Source organism: Streptomyces sp. SD15 (genome assembly GCF_054462255.1).
The window spans coordinates 25,057-41,650 of sequence record NZ_JBTLMO010000064.1; the positions used below are offsets into that span (position 1 = coordinate 25,057).

The 16,594-nt window shown below is 68.2% G+C and carries 12 protein-coding genes; 9 read left to right on the plus strand and 3 right to left on the minus strand.

The features are described 5' to 3' along the window. Positions 1–16 precede the first annotated feature (16 nt). A complete protein-coding gene (eccCa, locus tag ACX28W_RS38205) occupies positions 17–3,961 on the minus strand; it encodes a type VII secretion protein EccCa (RefSeq protein ID WP_459004703.1) in 3,945 nt (1,314 codons plus the stop codon). Positions 3,962–4,241: 280 nt separating this feature from the next. Between eccCa and eccD the strand changes: the two genes are divergently transcribed. From eccD to ACX28W_RS38235, 6 genes are all read left to right on the plus strand, one after another. After that, a complete protein-coding gene (gene eccD / locus ACX28W_RS38210) occupies positions 4,242–5,699 on the plus strand; it encodes a type VII secretion integral membrane protein EccD (RefSeq protein WP_459004705.1) in 1,458 nt (485 codons plus the stop codon). A 191-nt stretch (positions 5,700–5,890) separates the two neighbouring features. Continuing rightward, positions 5,891–6,178, plus strand: a complete 288-nt coding sequence (gene rpsO / locus ACX28W_RS38215) for a 30S ribosomal protein S15 (protein WP_030945091.1) — start codon at positions 5,891–5,893, stop codon at positions 6,176–6,178. Between the two features lie 379 nt (positions 6,179–6,557). After that, a complete protein-coding gene (locus tag ACX28W_RS38220) occupies positions 6,558–8,801 on the plus strand; it encodes a polyribonucleotide nucleotidyltransferase (protein WP_459004707.1) in 2,244 nt (747 codons plus the stop codon). Beyond that, positions 8,798–10,177: a M16 family metallopeptidase gene (locus ACX28W_RS38225; RefSeq protein ID WP_459004709.1), complete on the plus strand. Its 1,380-nt coding sequence runs from the start codon at positions 8,798–8,800 to the stop codon at positions 10,175–10,177. The genes ACX28W_RS38220 and ACX28W_RS38225 overlap by 4 nt, the downstream gene beginning before the upstream one ends. Before the next feature lie 27 nt (positions 10,178–10,204). After that, complete coding sequence (gene dapB / locus ACX28W_RS38230) at positions 10,205–10,957, plus strand: 4-hydroxy-tetrahydrodipicolinate reductase (RefSeq protein WP_362074790.1); 753 nt, start codon at positions 10,205–10,207, stop codon at positions 10,955–10,957. Between the two features lie 5 nt (positions 10,958–10,962). Continuing rightward, positions 10,963–11,418 (plus strand): hypothetical protein, encoded by a 456-nt coding sequence (locus ACX28W_RS38235; RefSeq protein WP_459004710.1) that lies wholly within the window; start codon positions 10,963–10,965, stop codon positions 11,416–11,418. Between the two features lie 79 nt (positions 11,419–11,497). On the opposite strand, the gene ACX28W_RS38240 is transcribed toward ACX28W_RS38235, so the two are convergent. Both ACX28W_RS38240 and ACX28W_RS38245 read right to left on the minus strand, forming a co-directional pair. Next, positions 11,498–12,055 carry a hypothetical protein gene (locus tag ACX28W_RS38240; protein WP_459004711.1) on the minus strand — a complete coding sequence of 186 codons (558 nt, stop codon included), beginning with the start codon at positions 12,053–12,055 and terminating at the stop codon, positions 11,498–11,500. 90 nt (positions 12,056–12,145) lie between these two features. Continuing rightward, the gene (locus ACX28W_RS38245) at positions 12,146–12,385 is read right to left on the minus strand and encodes a hypothetical protein (protein ID WP_459004712.1); all 240 of its coding nucleotides are present in this window, start codon (positions 12,383–12,385) and stop codon (positions 12,146–12,148) included. Between the two features lie 203 nt (positions 12,386–12,588). On the opposite strand from ACX28W_RS38245, the gene thyX reads away from it, so the two are divergent. The 3 genes from thyX to ACX28W_RS38260 all read left to right on the plus strand — a co-directional run bounded on the left by thyX (position 12,589) and on the right by ACX28W_RS38260 (position 16,262). Then, the gene (thyX, locus tag ACX28W_RS38250; RefSeq protein WP_459004713.1) at positions 12,589–13,329 is read left to right on the plus strand and encodes an FAD-dependent thymidylate synthase; all 741 of its coding nucleotides are present in this window, start codon (positions 12,589–12,591) and stop codon (positions 13,327–13,329) included. A 210-nt stretch (positions 13,330–13,539) separates the two neighbouring features. Continuing rightward, the gene (gene dapA / locus ACX28W_RS38255) at positions 13,540–14,439 is read left to right on the plus strand and encodes a 4-hydroxy-tetrahydrodipicolinate synthase (protein ID WP_459004714.1); all 900 of its coding nucleotides are present in this window, start codon (positions 13,540–13,542) and stop codon (positions 14,437–14,439) included. A 137-nt stretch (positions 14,440–14,576) separates the two neighbouring features. Next, complete coding sequence (locus ACX28W_RS38260) at positions 14,577–16,262, plus strand: ribonuclease J (protein ID WP_362074808.1); 1,686 nt, start codon at positions 14,577–14,579, stop codon at positions 16,260–16,262. Positions 16,263–16,594: the final 332 nt, after the last annotated feature.

Sequence of the window (16,594 nt, forward strand, 5' to 3'; positions counted from 1 at the left end):
CTCAACCATGCAGAGATCAGTGCCGCGCAGGCATCCATCCCGTCTGGATCAACTGCCCACCCCGTCGCCGGGTGTGGAAGTGCCCCCGCCCGGGCGGCAGTTGCGACGCCGTGATGTTGCCCAGCAGCGCCCCCTCGGTCCGGTCGCCGGAGAGCACGATGCCCTGGGCGCCGAGCTCACGCAGACGCTGCATCACCGGCTCGTACAGCGACCGGCTGGCACCGCCCGAGGCGCGCGCGATGATGATGCGCAGGCCGACGTCACGGGCGAAGGGCAGGTACTCGAGCAGCGGAGCCAGCGGGTTCATGCCGGTCGCCACCAGGTCGTAGTCGTCGATGATGACGAACGCGTCCGGGCTGTTGTACCAGCTGCGGTTGCGCAGCTGTTCCGGCGTCACGTCCGGGCCCGGCATCCGGCGGCCGAGCGAACCGGCCAGGCCTTCCAGCGTCTCCGTCAGAGCGGGCGCCGACGCGCAGTACCGCGACAGGTGCGACTCGGGCACGCCCTCGAGGTGGGCGCGTCGGTAGTCGCCCATGACGATCTTCGCCTGCTGCGGCGTGTAGCGCTCGGTGATCTGCTTGATGAGCAGTCTCAGCACCGCGGACTTACCGGACTCGCTCTCACCGAACACGATGAAGTGCGGGTCCGTCTCGAAGTCGACGAAGACCGGCGCGAGCGACGACTCGTCGATGCCGATGGCGACACCGCGTTCCGGGTGCTCGAAGCCCTTGGGCAGCCGGTCCCAGGGCAGGAGCGTCGGCAGCAGCCGTACGGACGGAGCGGGGTTGCCCTGCCAGTTCTCGTTGATGCCCCGGACGAGGATCCCCGTCGCCTCCGACAGGTCCTCCGTCTCCGAGGAGCCGTCGACCCGGGGCAGCGCGGTCATGAAGTGCAGCCGGTCCGTCGTCAGACCACGGCCCGGCACGGTGGCGGGCACGTTCTGCGCGACCTTGCGGTCGATCTCCGACTCGGTCGGGTCACCGAGCCGCAGCTCGATGCGGTTCTGCAGCATGTCCTTGAGCGCGGGCCGCACTTCGGTGTAGCGGCTCGCGGTCAGGATCACGTGCACACCGAAGCCGAGGCCACGCGTGGCGATCTCGGTGACGGTGGACTCGAGCAACTCGTAGTCCGTCTTGAAGGTGGCCCAGCCGTCGATGACGAGGAAGACGTCTCCCCAGGGCTGGTCGGGCAGCTGGCCCGCGTTCCGGCGCTGACGGTAGGTCTGGATCGAGTCGACGTTGTTCGTGCGGAAGTACTCCTCGCGGGCGTTGAGGATTCCCTCGACCTCGCTGACCGTACGGCGCACCTTCTCGGCGTCGAGCCGGTTGGCGACCCCGCCGACGTGGGCCAGGTCCTCCATCGCGATCAGACTGCCACCGCCGAAGTCCAGGCAGTAGAACTGTACTTCGGCAGGGGTGTGGGTGAGCGCGAACGACGAGATGAGCGTGCGCAGCAGCGTCGACTTGCCGGACTGCGGACCGCCGATGAACAGACCGTGGCCCGCACCACCCGAGAAGTCCCGGTACAGCACGTCGCGCCGCTGCTCGAACGGCTTGTCGACCAGTCCGACGGGCACGTTGAGCCGCCCGAGTGCCGTGTACTCGGGCGCGGTGAGGCCGCGCTCCGGTGCGACGGCGAGCTGGGGGAGCAGCTGCTCCAGCGAGGGCGCCTCTTCGAGCGGGGGCAGCCATACCTGGTGGGCGGGCGGTCCCTGGTTGACCATCCTGCCGACGAGGACGTCCAGGACGGTGTCGGCGAGCGCGTCGTCGACCCTGTTGTCGACCTCCGGCTCGTCGATCACCGGCTGCGGGGGCAGCGCCACGTGCTGCGCGGTGAAGAGCGCGGGCCGCAGCTGGGTGGAGCGGTGTACTCGGGACGGGCCCTCGCCGTGGTACGGCCCCGACACGTACGCGGCCTTGAAGCGGACCATGGTGTCGGTGTCGTACCGCAGATAGCCGGAGCCGGGGATCGACGGCAGGTGGTAGGCGTCCGGCACACCGATCGCCGTACGGGACTCGGCGGCGGAGAAGGTCCGCAGACCGATCCGGTACGACAGATAGGTGTCCAGGCCGCGGAGCTTGCCCTCCTCCAGGCGCTGCGACGCCAGCAGCAGGTGCACACCCAGCGAACGGCCGATGCGGCCGATCTGGATGAACATGTCGATGAAGTCGGGCTTGGCGGTGAGGAGTTCGGAGAACTCGTCGAGCACGATCACCAGCGAGGCCATCGGCTCGAGCGCGGCGCCCGCGGCCCTGGCCTTCTCGTAGTCGTGCAGGTTGGCGTAGTTACCGGCCGTGCGCAGCAGCTCCTGACGGCGCTGCGTCTCACCCATGATCGAGTCACGCATACGGTCGACGAGGGTGAGGTCGTCGGCGAGGTTGGTGATCACGGCCGCGGTGTGCGGCATGTCCGCCATACCGGCGAAGGTCGCACCGCCCTTGAAGTCCGCGAGGATGAAGTTCAGCGTCTCCGAGGAGTGCGTCACCGCGAGACCGAGCACCAGCGTGCGCAGTACCTCGGACTTGCCGGAGCCGGTCGCGCCGACGCACAGGCCGTGCGGGCCCATGCCCTCCTGCGAGGCCTCCTTGAGGTCCAGCATGACCGGCTCGCCGGCCTCGCCGACACCGATCGGCACGCGCAGCCGTTCGTGCAGGGTGCGTGGACGCCAGGTGCGGGAGACGTCGACGGCACCCGCGTCGCCGATGCCCATGAGATCCGTGAAGTCCAGGTTGGACAGGAGAGGTTCGCCCTCCTCCGCGGAGCCGACCCGGAAGGGGGCCAGCTGCCGGGCCAGGGACTCGGCCTGCGCCGCGCTCAGCACGTCGGGCTTGCCGGTGTACGCGGTCTCGTGGCCGACGAACAGCCGCATCCGGTCCGGCTTGGCGTAGATCGTGAGGCCCGCGCGCAGCTCGTCCTCCAGCTCGCCGGGGGCGATTTCGAGGAAGGTGACACCCTGGAGGCCTTCGGAGCTGGCGAGTTCGGAGTCCGGCGGCACGGTGCCGCCGTCGAGCACCACGATCAGGTGGGGCTGGTCGTAGACCGGGTTGGCTTCCCGGTTCCAGCGCGGCCGGTCGTCCAGCTGGTCCGCCAGAGCCTCTTCCAGCTCTCCGAGGTCGTCGAAGAGGAGTCGGGTCGAGCCCGCTCCGTCCTTGACCTTCGGGTGCTGGCTGTGCGGCAGCCACTTGATCCAGTCCCAATCCGCCGTCGCGGAGGGATGCGCCACCACGGCGACCATCAGGTCCTCGGGCGAATGCAGCGTCGCCAACTGGCACAGGGCCGCACGGGCGTTGGCGTAGACACTGTCGGTCTCTCCGCACACCGTCACGTGGTAGAAGGCGCGCAGCGAGACGGAGACGGGCAGGTCGGACAGACTGCCGTGCGCGTCGAGGAAGGCCTTCATGGCCGCCGCTGTCAGAGGCTCCAGCTCGTCCTTGGGCGCCGTCTCCGGGGCGACGAGCGGAGTGTTCAACTGCTGGATGCCGCGACCGATTCGTACGGAGGCGAAGTCCGCGTCGGTCGGGCGCCGCTCCCACAGCCGCTTGCCGTCGGCCGCCACCGCCCACAGCTGCTCCGGGTCGGGATGCTGGAAGAGCTGGCTCCACCGCTGCAGCTCCGCGGTCTTGTGCACGTCCTTGCGGACCTGTTCGAGATAGCGGAAGTAGTCACGCCGGTCCTGCGCCATCCCCGCGCCGCCGCCCTGCCGGGACTTGGCGAACTGGGCGATGGCCATGGCCAGCGTCGATGCCAGCATCAGCCCGCCGACCACCCTCATGTAGGAGGGCAGGCCCGGCATGAAGAAGAAGCCGACGGAACCCAGCATGCCGAACATCGGCAGCAGGTTCATCAGCATGCCGTCGTCGCCCTCACGTGGGATCTCGGGCGGCGTCTCCAGCTTGACCTCGCCGTCCGGGACAACCGGGGGCACTATCCGCGGTGGCCGTTTGATGATGACGACGCTCACCGATGCACTCATCCTTCGCGATTTGATACGTCTGTTACGTCCTGGCGTCGACGCCCCCGTGTGCTGCGACGTGTACTCGTTCGCTTAGGCGTCAGTGTGTGAGCGTCGATCCTACTGATGCGCCAAGTGCGCCAGCGAGTCAGGAGGATGGAGATGCCGAGGGGGCACGGGGAGGAAACGGGGGAGGTGGGCATCGCGCCCCCCGTTGTCATGGATATGGTGGCGCTCCGCGTTGTACGAACGGCGCGAGGAAGCGTTGTCCAGCAGGGGGAAGTACCAGGTGAGCACGGGGACATCGACGGGTTTCTGCCGAATCACGATCGCAGCGCCGGACAGTCGGGTCGATGTGGCGCTGCCGGAGGATCTGCCGATCCAGGACCTCTTTCCTGAGATCGTCAGGCTCTCGGGCCTGGTCCAGCCGGACACCGATCCCGCCGGCTACCACCTCGTACGCCGCGAGGGCCAAGTCCTCGACGCGAGCCGCTCGTTGCTCGAGCACCGGGTCAGGGACGGCGAGGTGCTGCTGCTGCGCACCTTCGCCGATTCGCTGCCTCCGGCCGTTCACGACGACGTGGTGGACGCGATCGCCGCCGCGGTCAAGCAGGACATCCGCAGCTGGAACGACAACCTGATGCGGGTGGCCGGTCTCGTCTCCGGTGCGCTGCTGCTGACCATGCTCGGCTTCGTCTTCTGGTTCGCGGATCCGGTACGGCACGACATGCACGGCCTTCAGGGCATCCTCGCCGGCGTGGTCGCACTGGCCCTGACAGCACTCGCCGGTGTACGAGCCCGGGTGTACGACGACCGTGGTTCCGCCGTCGCGCTCGGCGTCTCGGCCCTGCCGCACGCGCTCATCGCGGGCTCCGGCGTCATTCCCCAGGACGCGGGCGAAGGCCCCGGCCGGCTCCAGTTCCTCGTCGGCTGTGTCGCCGTACTGCTCCTCTCCGTCGTGCTGATCATGCTGCTGCCGCAGGGAGACGCTCCGTTCGTGGCCGCCGCGCTGGCCGCCGCGATCGGCACGCTCGCCGTGTTCTGCGGTGTGCTCACCGAAGCGAAGCCGCGGGAGATCGCCGCCGGCACCTCGGTCGTCGCCCTGGCAGTCGTCGGTTTCCTGCCCGGCTGGTCGTCCCGCTTCGCCAAGCTGCCGATCGGCTTCCGCAACCCGGAGGACCTGGCCAGGGCCCGCCGCGAGGGCCAGGAGGGCGACCTCGAAGCCGTCGACGTCCAGCGCATCGTCGCCCAGACCAGCCGGGGCCACGAACTGCTGCTCGGACTGGTCGGCGGCTGTGCCGCCGTCATCATCGGCGCGGGTGGCGCGGTGCTCGGTTTCAGCGACGGGGGCTGGGCCCAGCTGCTGGCCCTGTGCACCGGCCTCGCCGCGATGCTGCGGGCGCGTCTCTTCCGGTACACCGCCCAGGTCACCTGCCTGTTCGTGGCCGGCGTCGTCACGCTGGGTCTGCTGATCCTCGGTCTCGCGATTTCACCGCCGGCCGACATCATCATCGAACTGCTTCAGGGCAACTCCGGTCCGGTCGACGTACGGACCCTGTGGCTCGCCGCCTCGGTCGGGGGCGGAGTTCTGGTCCTGATCGCGATCGCTCTGATCGTGCCGCAGAAGGGGCTCTCCCCCTTCTGGGGCCGCATGCTGGATCTCGCGGACTCGCTGGTGCTGCTCTCCCTGATCCCGATCTGCCTGGCCGTCCTCGACGTCTACAGCAAGGTCCGCGGCGGCGTCTGACCGGCGAAGGGCGCCCGTCAAGAGCGCGCTCGTGTGCTGGTACGCTGTGTGACGGCCGTTTGTGTACGCGCCCCCGGAGCAATCTCTCTGGAGGCCGCGCTCAGCGGACCCCGCCTACCGAGTAACGGAAGCTCCCCCGAGACACAGACCGGGGGCACTCGGTGGCCACTCACAGACTACGAGGAGTACGCGTGTCGCTCGACGCCGCTACGAAGAAGCAGATCATCACCGAGTTCGGTCAGAAGGAGGGCGACACCGGCTCCCCCGAGGTCCAGGTCGCCATGCTCTCGCGCCGGATCTCGGACCTGACCGAGCACCTCAAGACCCACAAGCACGACCACCACTCCCGTCGTGGTCTGCTGATCCTGGTCGGTCAGCGTCGCCGCCTGCTGCAGTACCTGGCCAAGAAGGACATCCAGCGCTTCCGTGCGCTGGTCGACCGCCTGGGCATCCGCCGCGGTGCGGCGGGCGCCAAGTAAGACGCCGTGAAGGGAGCGGTTCCCACATCTTGGGGGCCGCTCCTTTTGCTGTACGTGCTGCCGCACCTGCTCGGTATGAGCTCTGTACGTGCGGAGTGTCACTGACGCTTTGTAGTGTGGTAGCACAACGCAAACGCAATACGCATGACACAGCACGTACGACACAGCGTGATGGCGACCTGCCCGCCGGGTAGGGCGCCTCACGACAACGAACGAGGAGAAGCGCACCTCGCCGCCGCCGGTCCTCGGTAGTGGCCCCCGGGGGAATGTGAGCCCGGGTGCTTCGATCGAAGACCGGCCCGCACCAGAAGGAGCGCCTCTCCGCCACCGTCCCCCTGCCACACGGGCAGGACGGGACGAAGACGAGGAGAAAACGCTAGTGGAGAACGAGACCCACTACGCCGAGGCCGTTATCGACAACGGTTCCTTCGGTACCCGCACCATCCGCTTCGAGACGGGCCGCCTGGCCAAGCAGGCCGCCGGCTCCGCCGTGGCGTACCTGGACGACGACACCATGGTGCTGTCGGCCACCAGTGCTTCCAAGAAGCCCAAGGACCAGCTCGACTTCTTCCCCCTCACGGTGGACGTCGAGGAGCGGATGTACGCCGCCGGTAAGATCCCCGGCAGCTTCTTCCGCCGTGAGGGCCGTCCCTCCGAGGACGCCGTTCTCACCTGTCGTCTGATCGACCGCCCGCTGCGCCCGTCCTTCAAGAAGGGCCTGCGCAACGAGATCCAGGTCGTCGCCACGATCATGGCCCTCAACCCCGACCACCTGTACGACGTCGTGGCGATCAACGCCGCCTCCGCGTCCACGCAGCTGGCCGGTCTGCCCTTCTCCGGCCCGGTCGGCGGCGTTCGCGTCGCGCTGATCAACGGCCAGTGGGTCGCGTTCCCGACGCACACCGAGCTCGAGGACGCCGTCTTCGACATGGTCGTCGCCGGTCGTGTCCTGGAGGACGGCGACGTCGCGATCATGATGGTCGAGGCCGAGGCCACCGACAAGACCATCCAGCTGGTCAAGGGCGGCGCCGAGGCGCCCACCGAGGAGGTCGTCGCCGCCGGTCTCGACGCCGCGAAGCCCTTCATCAAGGTCCTGTGCAAGGCGCAGTCGGACCTCGCCGCGAAGGCCGCCAAGCCCACCGCCGAGTTCCCGATCTTCCTCGACTACCAGGACGACGTCCTGGAGGCCCTGACCGCCGCGGTCAAGAGCGAGCTCGCGCAGGCGCTCACCATCGCCGGCAAGCAGGACCGCGAGGCCGAGCTGGACCGCGTCAAGGAGATCGCCGCCGAGAAGCTGCTCCCGCAGTTCGAGGGCCGCGAGAAGGAGATCTCCGCCGCGTACCGCGCGCTGACCAAGAAGCTGGTCCGCGAGCGCGTCATCAAGGACAAGGTCCGCATCGACGGCCGCGGCGTCACGGACATCCGTACGCTCGCCGCCGAGGTCGAGGCCATCCCGCGCGTGCACGGCTCGGCGCTGTTCGAGCGTGGCGAGACCCAGATCCTGGGCGTCACCACCCTCAACATGCTCCGCATGGAGCAGCAGCTGGACACCCTTTCCCCGGTGACCCGCAAGCGCTACATGCACAACTACAACTTCCCGCCGTACTCCGTCGGTGAGACCGGCCGCGTCGGCTCCCCGAAGCGCCGCGAGATCGGCCACGGCGCGCTCGCCGAGCGCGCGATCGTGCCGGTCCTGCCGACCCGCGAGGAGTTCCCCTACGCGATCCGTCAGGTGTCCGAGGCCCTCGGCTCCAACGGCTCGACGTCCATGGGTTCCGTCTGCGCGTCCACCATGTCGCTGCTGAACGCCGGTGTGCCGCTGAAGGCCCCCGTCGCCGGTATCGCCATGGGCCTGATCTCCCAGGAGATCGACGGCCAGACGCACTACGTCGCCCTCACCGACATCCTCGGTGCGGAGGACGCCTTCGGCGACATGGACTTCAAGGTCGCCGGCACCAAGGAGTTCGTGACCGCCCTCCAGCTCGACACCAAGCTGGACGGCATCCCGGCCTCCGTCCTGGCCGCGGCCCTCAAGCAGGCCCGCGACGCCCGCCTCCACATCCTCGACGTGATGATGGAAGCGATCGACACGCCGGACGAGATGTCCCCGAACGCCCCGCGGATCATCACCGTCAAGATCCCCGTGGACAAGATCGGTGAGGTCATCGGCCCCAAGGGCAAGATGATCAACCAGATCCAGGAGGACACCGGCGCCGAGATCACGATCGAGGACGACGGCACCATCTACATCGGTGCCGCCCAGGGCTCGCAGGCCGAGGCCGCCCGCGCCACGATCAACGGCATCGCCAACCCGACCATGCCGGAGGTCGGCGAGCGCTACCTGGGCACCGTCGTGAAGACGACGACCTTCGGCGCGTTCGTGTCGCTGCTCCCGGGCAAGGACGGTCTGCTGCACATCTCGCAGATCCGCAAGCTCGCCGGCGGCAAGCGCGTGGAGAACGTCGAGGACGTGCTCGCCGTGGGTGCCAAGGTCCAGGTCGAGATCGCCGAGATCGACTCCCGCGGCAAGCTCTCCCTGATCCCCGTGGTCGAGGGCGAAGAGGGCACCGCATCTGACAGCGGCTCCGCCGCGGGCGACAAGAAGGACGACACCGACAAGTGACGTCTCGTAGCTCCACGGCGACGGCCCGCACCTCTTCGGAGGCGCGGGCCGTCGCCCGTACCCAAACCCTCATCAAGGGCCAGAACGGCATCGGTACGGTCCGTAAGACCACCCTCCCCGGCGGTCTGCGCATCGTCACCGAGACCCTTCCCTCCGTCCGTTCCGCCACCTTCGGCATCTGGTCGCACGTCGGCTCCCGCGACGAGACCCCGACGTTGAACGGCGCCACGCACTACCTGGAGCACCTGCTCTTCAAGGGCACGTCGCGTCGTAGCGCGCTGGACATCTCCTCGGCGATCGACGCGGTCGGCGGCGAGATGAACGCGTTCACGGCCAAGGAGTACACGTGCTACTACGCGCGCGTGCTCGACACCGACCTCCCGCTCGCCATCGACGTCGTGTGCGACATGCTCACCGGCTCGCTGATCGAGCAGGCCGACGTGGACGCAGAGCGCGGGGTGATCCTCGAAGAGATCGCGATGACCGAGGACGACCCGGGCGACTGCGTGCACGACCTGTTCGCGCACACCATGCTCGGCGACACCCCCCTGGGCCGCCCGGTCCTCGGCACGGTCGACACGGTCAACGCCCTCAGCGCCGACCGCATCCGCCGCTTCTACAAGAAGCACTACGACCCGACGCACCTCGTCGTGACCTGCGCGGGCAACGTCGACCACAACAAGGTCGTACGCCAGGTCCGCGCCGCCTTCGAGAAGGCGGGCGCCCTCAGGGAGACCGCCGTTGAGCCGATAGCCCCGCGCGAGGGCCGCCGCGCCATCCGCACCGCGGGCCGCGTCGAACTGCTCGGCCGCAAGACCGAGCAGGCCCATGTCGTTCTCGGGATGCCGGGCCTGGCCCGCACCGACGAGCGCCGCTGGGCTCTCAGCGTCCTGAACACCGCCCTCGGCGGGGGTATGTCATCCCGCCTGTTCCAGGAGGTCCGCGAGAAGCGCGGCCTGGCCTACAGCGTGTACTCGTACACCTCGGGCTTCGCCGACTGCGGCCTCTTCGGCGTGTACGCGGGCTGCAGGCCGAGCCAGGTCCACGACGTGCTCAAGATCTGCCGCGACGAACTCGACCATGTCGCCGAGCACGGTCTCACGGACGAGGAGATCGGCCGCGCCATCGGCCAGCTCCAGGGCTCCACCGTGCTCGGCCTGGAGGACACCGGCGCGCTGATGAACCGTATCGGCAAGAGCGAACTGTGCTGGGGCGAGCAGTTGTCCGTCGACGACATGCTGGCCCAGATAGCGTCGGTCACCCCGGACGAGGTCCGTTCGGTCGCGGACGACATCCTGGGCGAGCGGCCCTCGTTGTCGGTCATCGGCCCGCTCAAGGACAAGCAGGCGTCCCGTCTGCACGAAGCGGTCGCGTAACACCCGTCTCCTGTTAGGAACCAAGCAATGAGCAAGCTGCGCGTGGCGGTCCTCGGTGCCAAGGGCCGGATCGGAGCCGAGGCGGTACGAGCCGTCGAGGCCGCCGAGGACATGGAGCTGGTGGCCGCGCTGGGCCGGGGCGACAAACTGGAAACGCTGGCCGAGACCGGCGCCCAGGTCGCGGTCGAGCTGACCACGCCGGCCTCGGTGATGGGCAACCTCGACTTCTGCGTCCGGCACGGCATCCACGCCGTCGTCGGCACGACGGGCTGGACCGACGAGCGCCTCGCCCAGCTGAGGAGCTGGCTGGCGCAGTTCCCGGAAACGGGTGTGCTCATCGCTCCGAACTTCTCCATCGGCGCCGTACTGACGATGAAGTTCGCCGAGGTGGCGGCCCCGTACTTCGAGTCCGTCGAGGTCGTCGAACTGCACCACCCGAACAAGGTGGACGCTCCCAGTGGCACCGCCACGCGCACCGCTCAGCTCATCGCCGCGGCCCGGGAGCGCGCGGGCAGCGCCCCGCAGCCCGACGCCACCGTCACCGCGCTGGACGGCGCCCGCGGCGCGAACGTCGACGGTGTCCCGGTGCACGCGGTCCGCCTGCGTGGCCTGCTCGCCCACCAGGAGGTCCTGCTCGGCGGCGAGGGCGAGACCCTCACCATCCGCCACGACTCCCTCCACCACAGCAGCTTCATGCCGGGCATCCTGCTCGGCGCCCGCCGCGTGGTCACGACTCCGGGCCTCACCTTCGGCCTGGAACACTTCCTGGACCTGAACTAAGAGCTATGCGCGCGAAGATCACATACGCCATCACGGCAGCCGTCCTGGTCGCCTACTTCGTGCTGGTCGGCTGGCGCGGAGTCCTGCTCATCCAGACCGGCACGGTCCTCACGATCACCTTCGGCGTCTCCGTCCTCATCCTGCCGGTGATCGGTGTCTGGTTCCTCTGGAAGAACACCCAGTTCGTCCGGAAGGCCAACCGGCTCGCCGCCGAGCTCGAGGCCGAAGGCGGCCTGCCCGTCGACGAGTTGAAGCGCACCCCGGGCGGCCGCATCGACCGCGACTCGGCCGACGAGGTCTTCGTCAGGCGCAAGGCCGAGACCGAGGACGCGCCGGGCGACTGGCGCAGCTGGTTCCGCCTCGCGGTCGCCTACCACGACGCCCGCGACACCCCGCGCGCCCGCAAGGCGATGCAGCGGGCGATCGCTCTGCACGAGGGCAGGTCTCCCGCGGAGGCCTGATACGGCGATACACCGAAGGGGCCGGTCCGCACAGTGCGGACCGGCCCCTTCGGCTTTGACGACCGACGACCGCTGCGGCTCAGCCGCGCCGGTACTCGTCGGCCCACACCTCGATGGAGTCCGCCGCCCGGTCGAAAGCCTCCATGCGCGCCAGGAAGTCGGAGTTGTGTGTGGTGAGCAGCGGCGGCAGGCCGTCCGCCGCACGATCCTTGCGTACGAGGATCAGCGCCTGCCCCTGTACGGTGCGCGGCAGCCCGAGCCAGCGCACCGGCTGTTGGACGGTGCGCACGGCGACGACCTGCTCCCAGGGAGCCGTACTCGAGTAGAAGAAGCTGACGCGGCGCAGCCCCTGCGCGCTCACCCAGACGCCCATCCGCAGCAGGCGTAGCGCGCACAGTATGACGGCCAGGGCCCCGACCAGAAACGCCACGGCGGCGGAGCGGCTCCCGGCGACCGCGGTGACCACGGCCGCGACGAGCACATACGACGCGAGCAACAGAATGAGCGCGGCGAGGGCCACCCGCCAGGGCCCGGGACGGTACGGGCGCCGCCAGCGAACGCGGTCGTCGAACGGCAGCGCGAGGTCGTCCGTCGCCTCGTCAAAAGCACGGTCCGCCGTCAGGAAGGGCAGGGGCACGACTGATCCTCACTCAATCCACGCATGGGCTATGCCCGGTGAGGCTACCTAGCCGGGTCCCGGCTCACCACCCTTGGGGGTCCGGAAGGGTCAGCGGTCGTCCGACGCTTCGGAATGCTGCGTCTTCGCGGGTGACTGATCCCCCGACAGGGCGGGCATCCCCAGGATCAGGGACCCGACGAGCCCGGCGACCAGGGTGAGCCCTATGAGCCACTGTCCGGCTACCTGTCCGGCGGACGCGCGGCGGCGGGGTGGGGGAGAGACATTGCTGCGAAACTTGTCGGCTTCGGCGATGAAGGCGAACGGTACGGGCTCGCGCCGACGGACCATGAGGTGCGCTTCTCCTTTGGAGGTTCGTAGGGATCCCAGTCACCAAAACAGACGTACGAGGATCGCAAATGGTGCCCAGTTTCACCAAATTCACAGAAGTTCGCCGGTGAATGTCGTGGCACGGTACTGAACGACCCGTTGTCAGTGTCGGGCCGTAGAGTGGACGCCGCCCGAGAGATGTGATCGGAAGGACCCTCCGCACCGTGACCGACACCCCCGCCGACGACCTCAAGCCCAGCTTTCGCAGCGATGTCACCGTCGAGCTGGTCAAGCACACCGCGTCCGACTCGGACGTGCTGTTCGCCGCCCGCGTCTCGACCGTCGGAGAGCAGTCTCTCGACGAGCTGAACAAGGACCCGGAGCGTTCCAAGGGCCTGCTGAACTACCTGATGCGGGACCGGCACGGCAGCCCCTTCGAGCACAACTCGATGACGTTCTTCATCAGCGCCCCGATCTTCGTCTTCCGTGAGTTCATGCGGCACCGCGTGGGCTGGTCGTACAACGAGGAGTCGGGCCGGTACCGGGAGCTGCAGCCGGTCTTCTACGTCCCGGACGAGTCCCGCAAGCTGGTCCAGGAGGGTCGCCCCGGCAAGTACGTCTTCGTCGAGGGCACCCAGGCCCAGCAGGAGCTCACGGGCCGTGTGATGGAGGACTCGTACCGGCAGGCGTACGAGGCGTATCAGGAGATGCTCGCCGCCGGCGTCGCCCGCGAGGTGGCCCGCGCCGTCCTCCCGGTCGGCCTCTTCTCCTCGATGTACGCCACGTGCAACGCACGCTCCCTGATGCACTTCCTCGGCCTGCGCACCCAGCACGAGCTCGCCAAGGTCCCGTCCTTCCCGCAGCGGGAGATCGAGATGGTCGGCGAGAAGATGGAGGCGGAGTGGGCCAAGCTCATGCCGCTCACGCACGCGGCCTTCAACGCCAACGGGCGCGTGGCGCCGTAGCGCGCTTCTGCACGCCTTCCGGCACAGGTGTACGGATCATCCGAGCGAAGTGTCCGTATTGCGGCACTTCGAGAAGTTCATCTAGCCTGATCAAACGGACCCGGCACTGCTTGAACCCCCGAGCAGGCAGTGCCGGGCTCCGCATTTATCCCGCTTTGTCGTGTCCCCTGAGGGCAGACCACGCGTTGAGCAGCGAGTAGCGTGTTACCCATGGCTCCGACCTCCACTCCGCAGACCCCCTTCGGGCGGGTCCTCACCGCCATGGTCACGCCCTTCACGGCGGACGGCGCACTCGACCTCGACGGCGCGCAGCGGCTCGCTACCCACCTGGTGGACGCAGGCAACGACGGCCTGATCGTCAACGGCACCACCGGTGAGTCCCCGACCACCAGCGACGCGGAGAAATCGGATCTCGTACGAGCCGTACTGGCCGCGGTCGGCGACCGCGCCCACATCGTCGCCGGCGTCGGCACGAACGACACCCACCACAGCATCGAGCTCGCCCGCGCCGCCGAGAAGGCCGGGGCGCACGGCCTGCTGACCGTGACGCCGTACTACAACAAGCCCCCGCAGGAGGGCCTGTACCGGCACTTCTCGGCCATCGCCGACGCCACCGAGCTGCCGGTGATGCTCTACGACATCCCGGGTCGCAGCGGTGTACCGATCAGCACCGAAACCATGGTGCGGCTCGCCGAGCACCCACGTATCGTCGCCAACAAGGACGCCAAGGGAGACCTCGGCCGGGCCAGCTGGGCCATCGCCCGCTCCGGCCTCGCCTGGTACTCCGGCGACGACATGCTCAACCTGCCGCTGCTCTCCGTGGGCGCGGTCGGTTTCGTCTCCGTGGTCGGCCACGTCGTCACCCCGGAGCTGCGGGCCATGCTCGACGCGTACGTCTCGGGCGACGTCCAGAAGGCCACCGAGATCCACCAGAAGCTGCTCCCGGTGTTCACCGGCATGTTCCGCACTCAGGGCGTCATCACGACCAAGGCCGCGCTGACCCTCCAGGGCCTGCCCGCAGGACCGCTGCGCGCCCCGATGGTCGAGCTGTCGCCCGAGGAGACCGCCCAGCTCAAGATCGATCTTGCCGCCGGCGGGGTACAGCTCTAATCACAGACTTCACAACTGAATACGCACGACCACGCAGGCCACCGGGCCTGCAACCCACCAGACAACTGCTACTGCACGAACGTCACGCGCGCCACGTGCCTTGCCAGGTACGTGGCGCGCGTGGTGAGGAGAGTCTTTTGAGTCATCCGCATCCTGAACTCGGCGCTCCGCCGAAGCTCCCGAAGGGTGGCCTGCGCGTCACCCCGCTCGGCGGCCTCGGCGAAATCGGCCGGAACATGACCGTCTTCGAATACGACGGCCGCCTGTTGATCGTCGACTGCGGAGTGCTCTTCCCTGAAGAGGAGCAGCCCGGAATCGACCTGATCCTGCCGGACTTCACGTCCATCAGGGACCGTCTCGACGACATCGACGGCATCGTCCTCACGCACGGCCACGAGGACCACATCGGCGGTGTCCCGTTCCTCCTGCGCGAGAAGCCGGACATCCCGCTGATCGGCTCCAAGCTGACCCTCGCTCTCATCGAGGCGAAGCTCCAGGAGCACCGCATCCGCCCCTACACGCTCGAAGTCGCGGAGGGCCACCGCGAGCGCATCGGCCCCTTCGACTGCGAGTTCGTGGCGGTCAACCACTCCATCCCGGACGCCCTCGCGGTCGCCATCCGCACCCCCGCGGGCATGGCGGTCCACACCGGCGACTTCAAGATGGACCAGCTCCCGCTGGATGGTCGGCTCACGGATCTACACGCGTTCGCACGGCTGAGCGAGGAGGGCATCGACCTCCTTCTCTCGGACTCCACGAACGCCGAGGTTCCGGGCTTCGTGCCGCCCGAGCGCGACATCTCGAACGTGCTGCGCCAGGTCTTCGCCGGCGCCAGCAAGCGGATCATCGTGGCGAGCTTCGCCAGCCACGTGCACCGCATCCAGCAGATTCTGGACGCGGCCCACGAGTACGGCCGCAGGGTCGCCTTCGTCGGCCGCTCGATGGTCCGGAACATGGGCATCGCACGGGATCTGGGCTACCTGAAGGTCCCGCCGGGCCTGGTAGTGGACGTCAAGACGCTGGACGACCTCCCGGAACACGAGATCGTGCTCGTCTGTACCGGATCGCAGGGTGAGCCGATGGCGGCCCTCTCCCGGATGGCGAACCGCGACCACCAGATCCGCATCGTCCAGGGCGACACGGTGATCCTGGCCTCCTCGCTCATCCCGGGCAACGAGAACGCGGTCTACCGCGTCATCAACGGCCTGACCCGCTGGGGCGCCAATGTCGTCCACAAGGGCAACGCCAAGGTGCACGTCTCGGGCCACGCCTCCGCGGGCGAACTGCTGTACTTCTACAACATCTGCAGGCCGCGGAACCTGATGCCGGTGCACGGCGAATGGCGCCACCTGCGCGCCAACGCCGAGCTCGGCGCCCTGACCAACATCCCGCACGACCGCATCGTCATCGCCGAGGACGGCGTTGTCGTCGACCTCGTCGGAGGCAAGGCCAAGATCACAGGCAAGGTTCAGGCGGGTTACGTGTACGTCGACGGCCTCTCGGTCGGCGATGTCGGCGAGCCCGCGCTCAAGGACCGCAAGATCCTCGGCGACGAGGGCATCATCTCGGTCTTCTTGGTGATCGACTCCAGTACGGGCAAGATCACCGGCGGTCCGCACGTCCACGCGCGTGGTTCGGGCATCGATGACTCCGCCTTCGGGGATGTCATCCCGAGGATCACGGAGGTCCTTGAACGCTCGGCGCAGGACGGCGTGGTCGAGCCCCACCAGATGCAGCAGCTCATCCGCCGCACGCTCGGCAAGTGGGTCTCGGACAACTACCGCCGACGTCCGATGATCCTCCCGGTCGTCGTCGAGGTCTGACCCCATCCCACGCGCCAACCCGGAGCGGGGCGCCTCGATTTGCATCGAGGCGCCCCGCTCCAGTAGGTTTACGGCTCCGCCTGAGGGGAACCCGGCATGACTGAGTGCCAGGAACCACCTCGAGCGGGACGGAAATTCCGACTCAGAATCTCTGATAAAGTCGGAACCGCCGGAAAGGGAAACGCGAAAGCGGAAACCTGGAAAGCGCCGAGGAAATCGGATCGGGAAACGGTCTGATAGAGTCGGAAACGCAAGACCGAAGGGAAGCGCCCGGAGGAAAGCCTGAGAGAGTCTCTCGGGTGAGTACAAAGGAAGCGTCCGTTCCTTGAGAA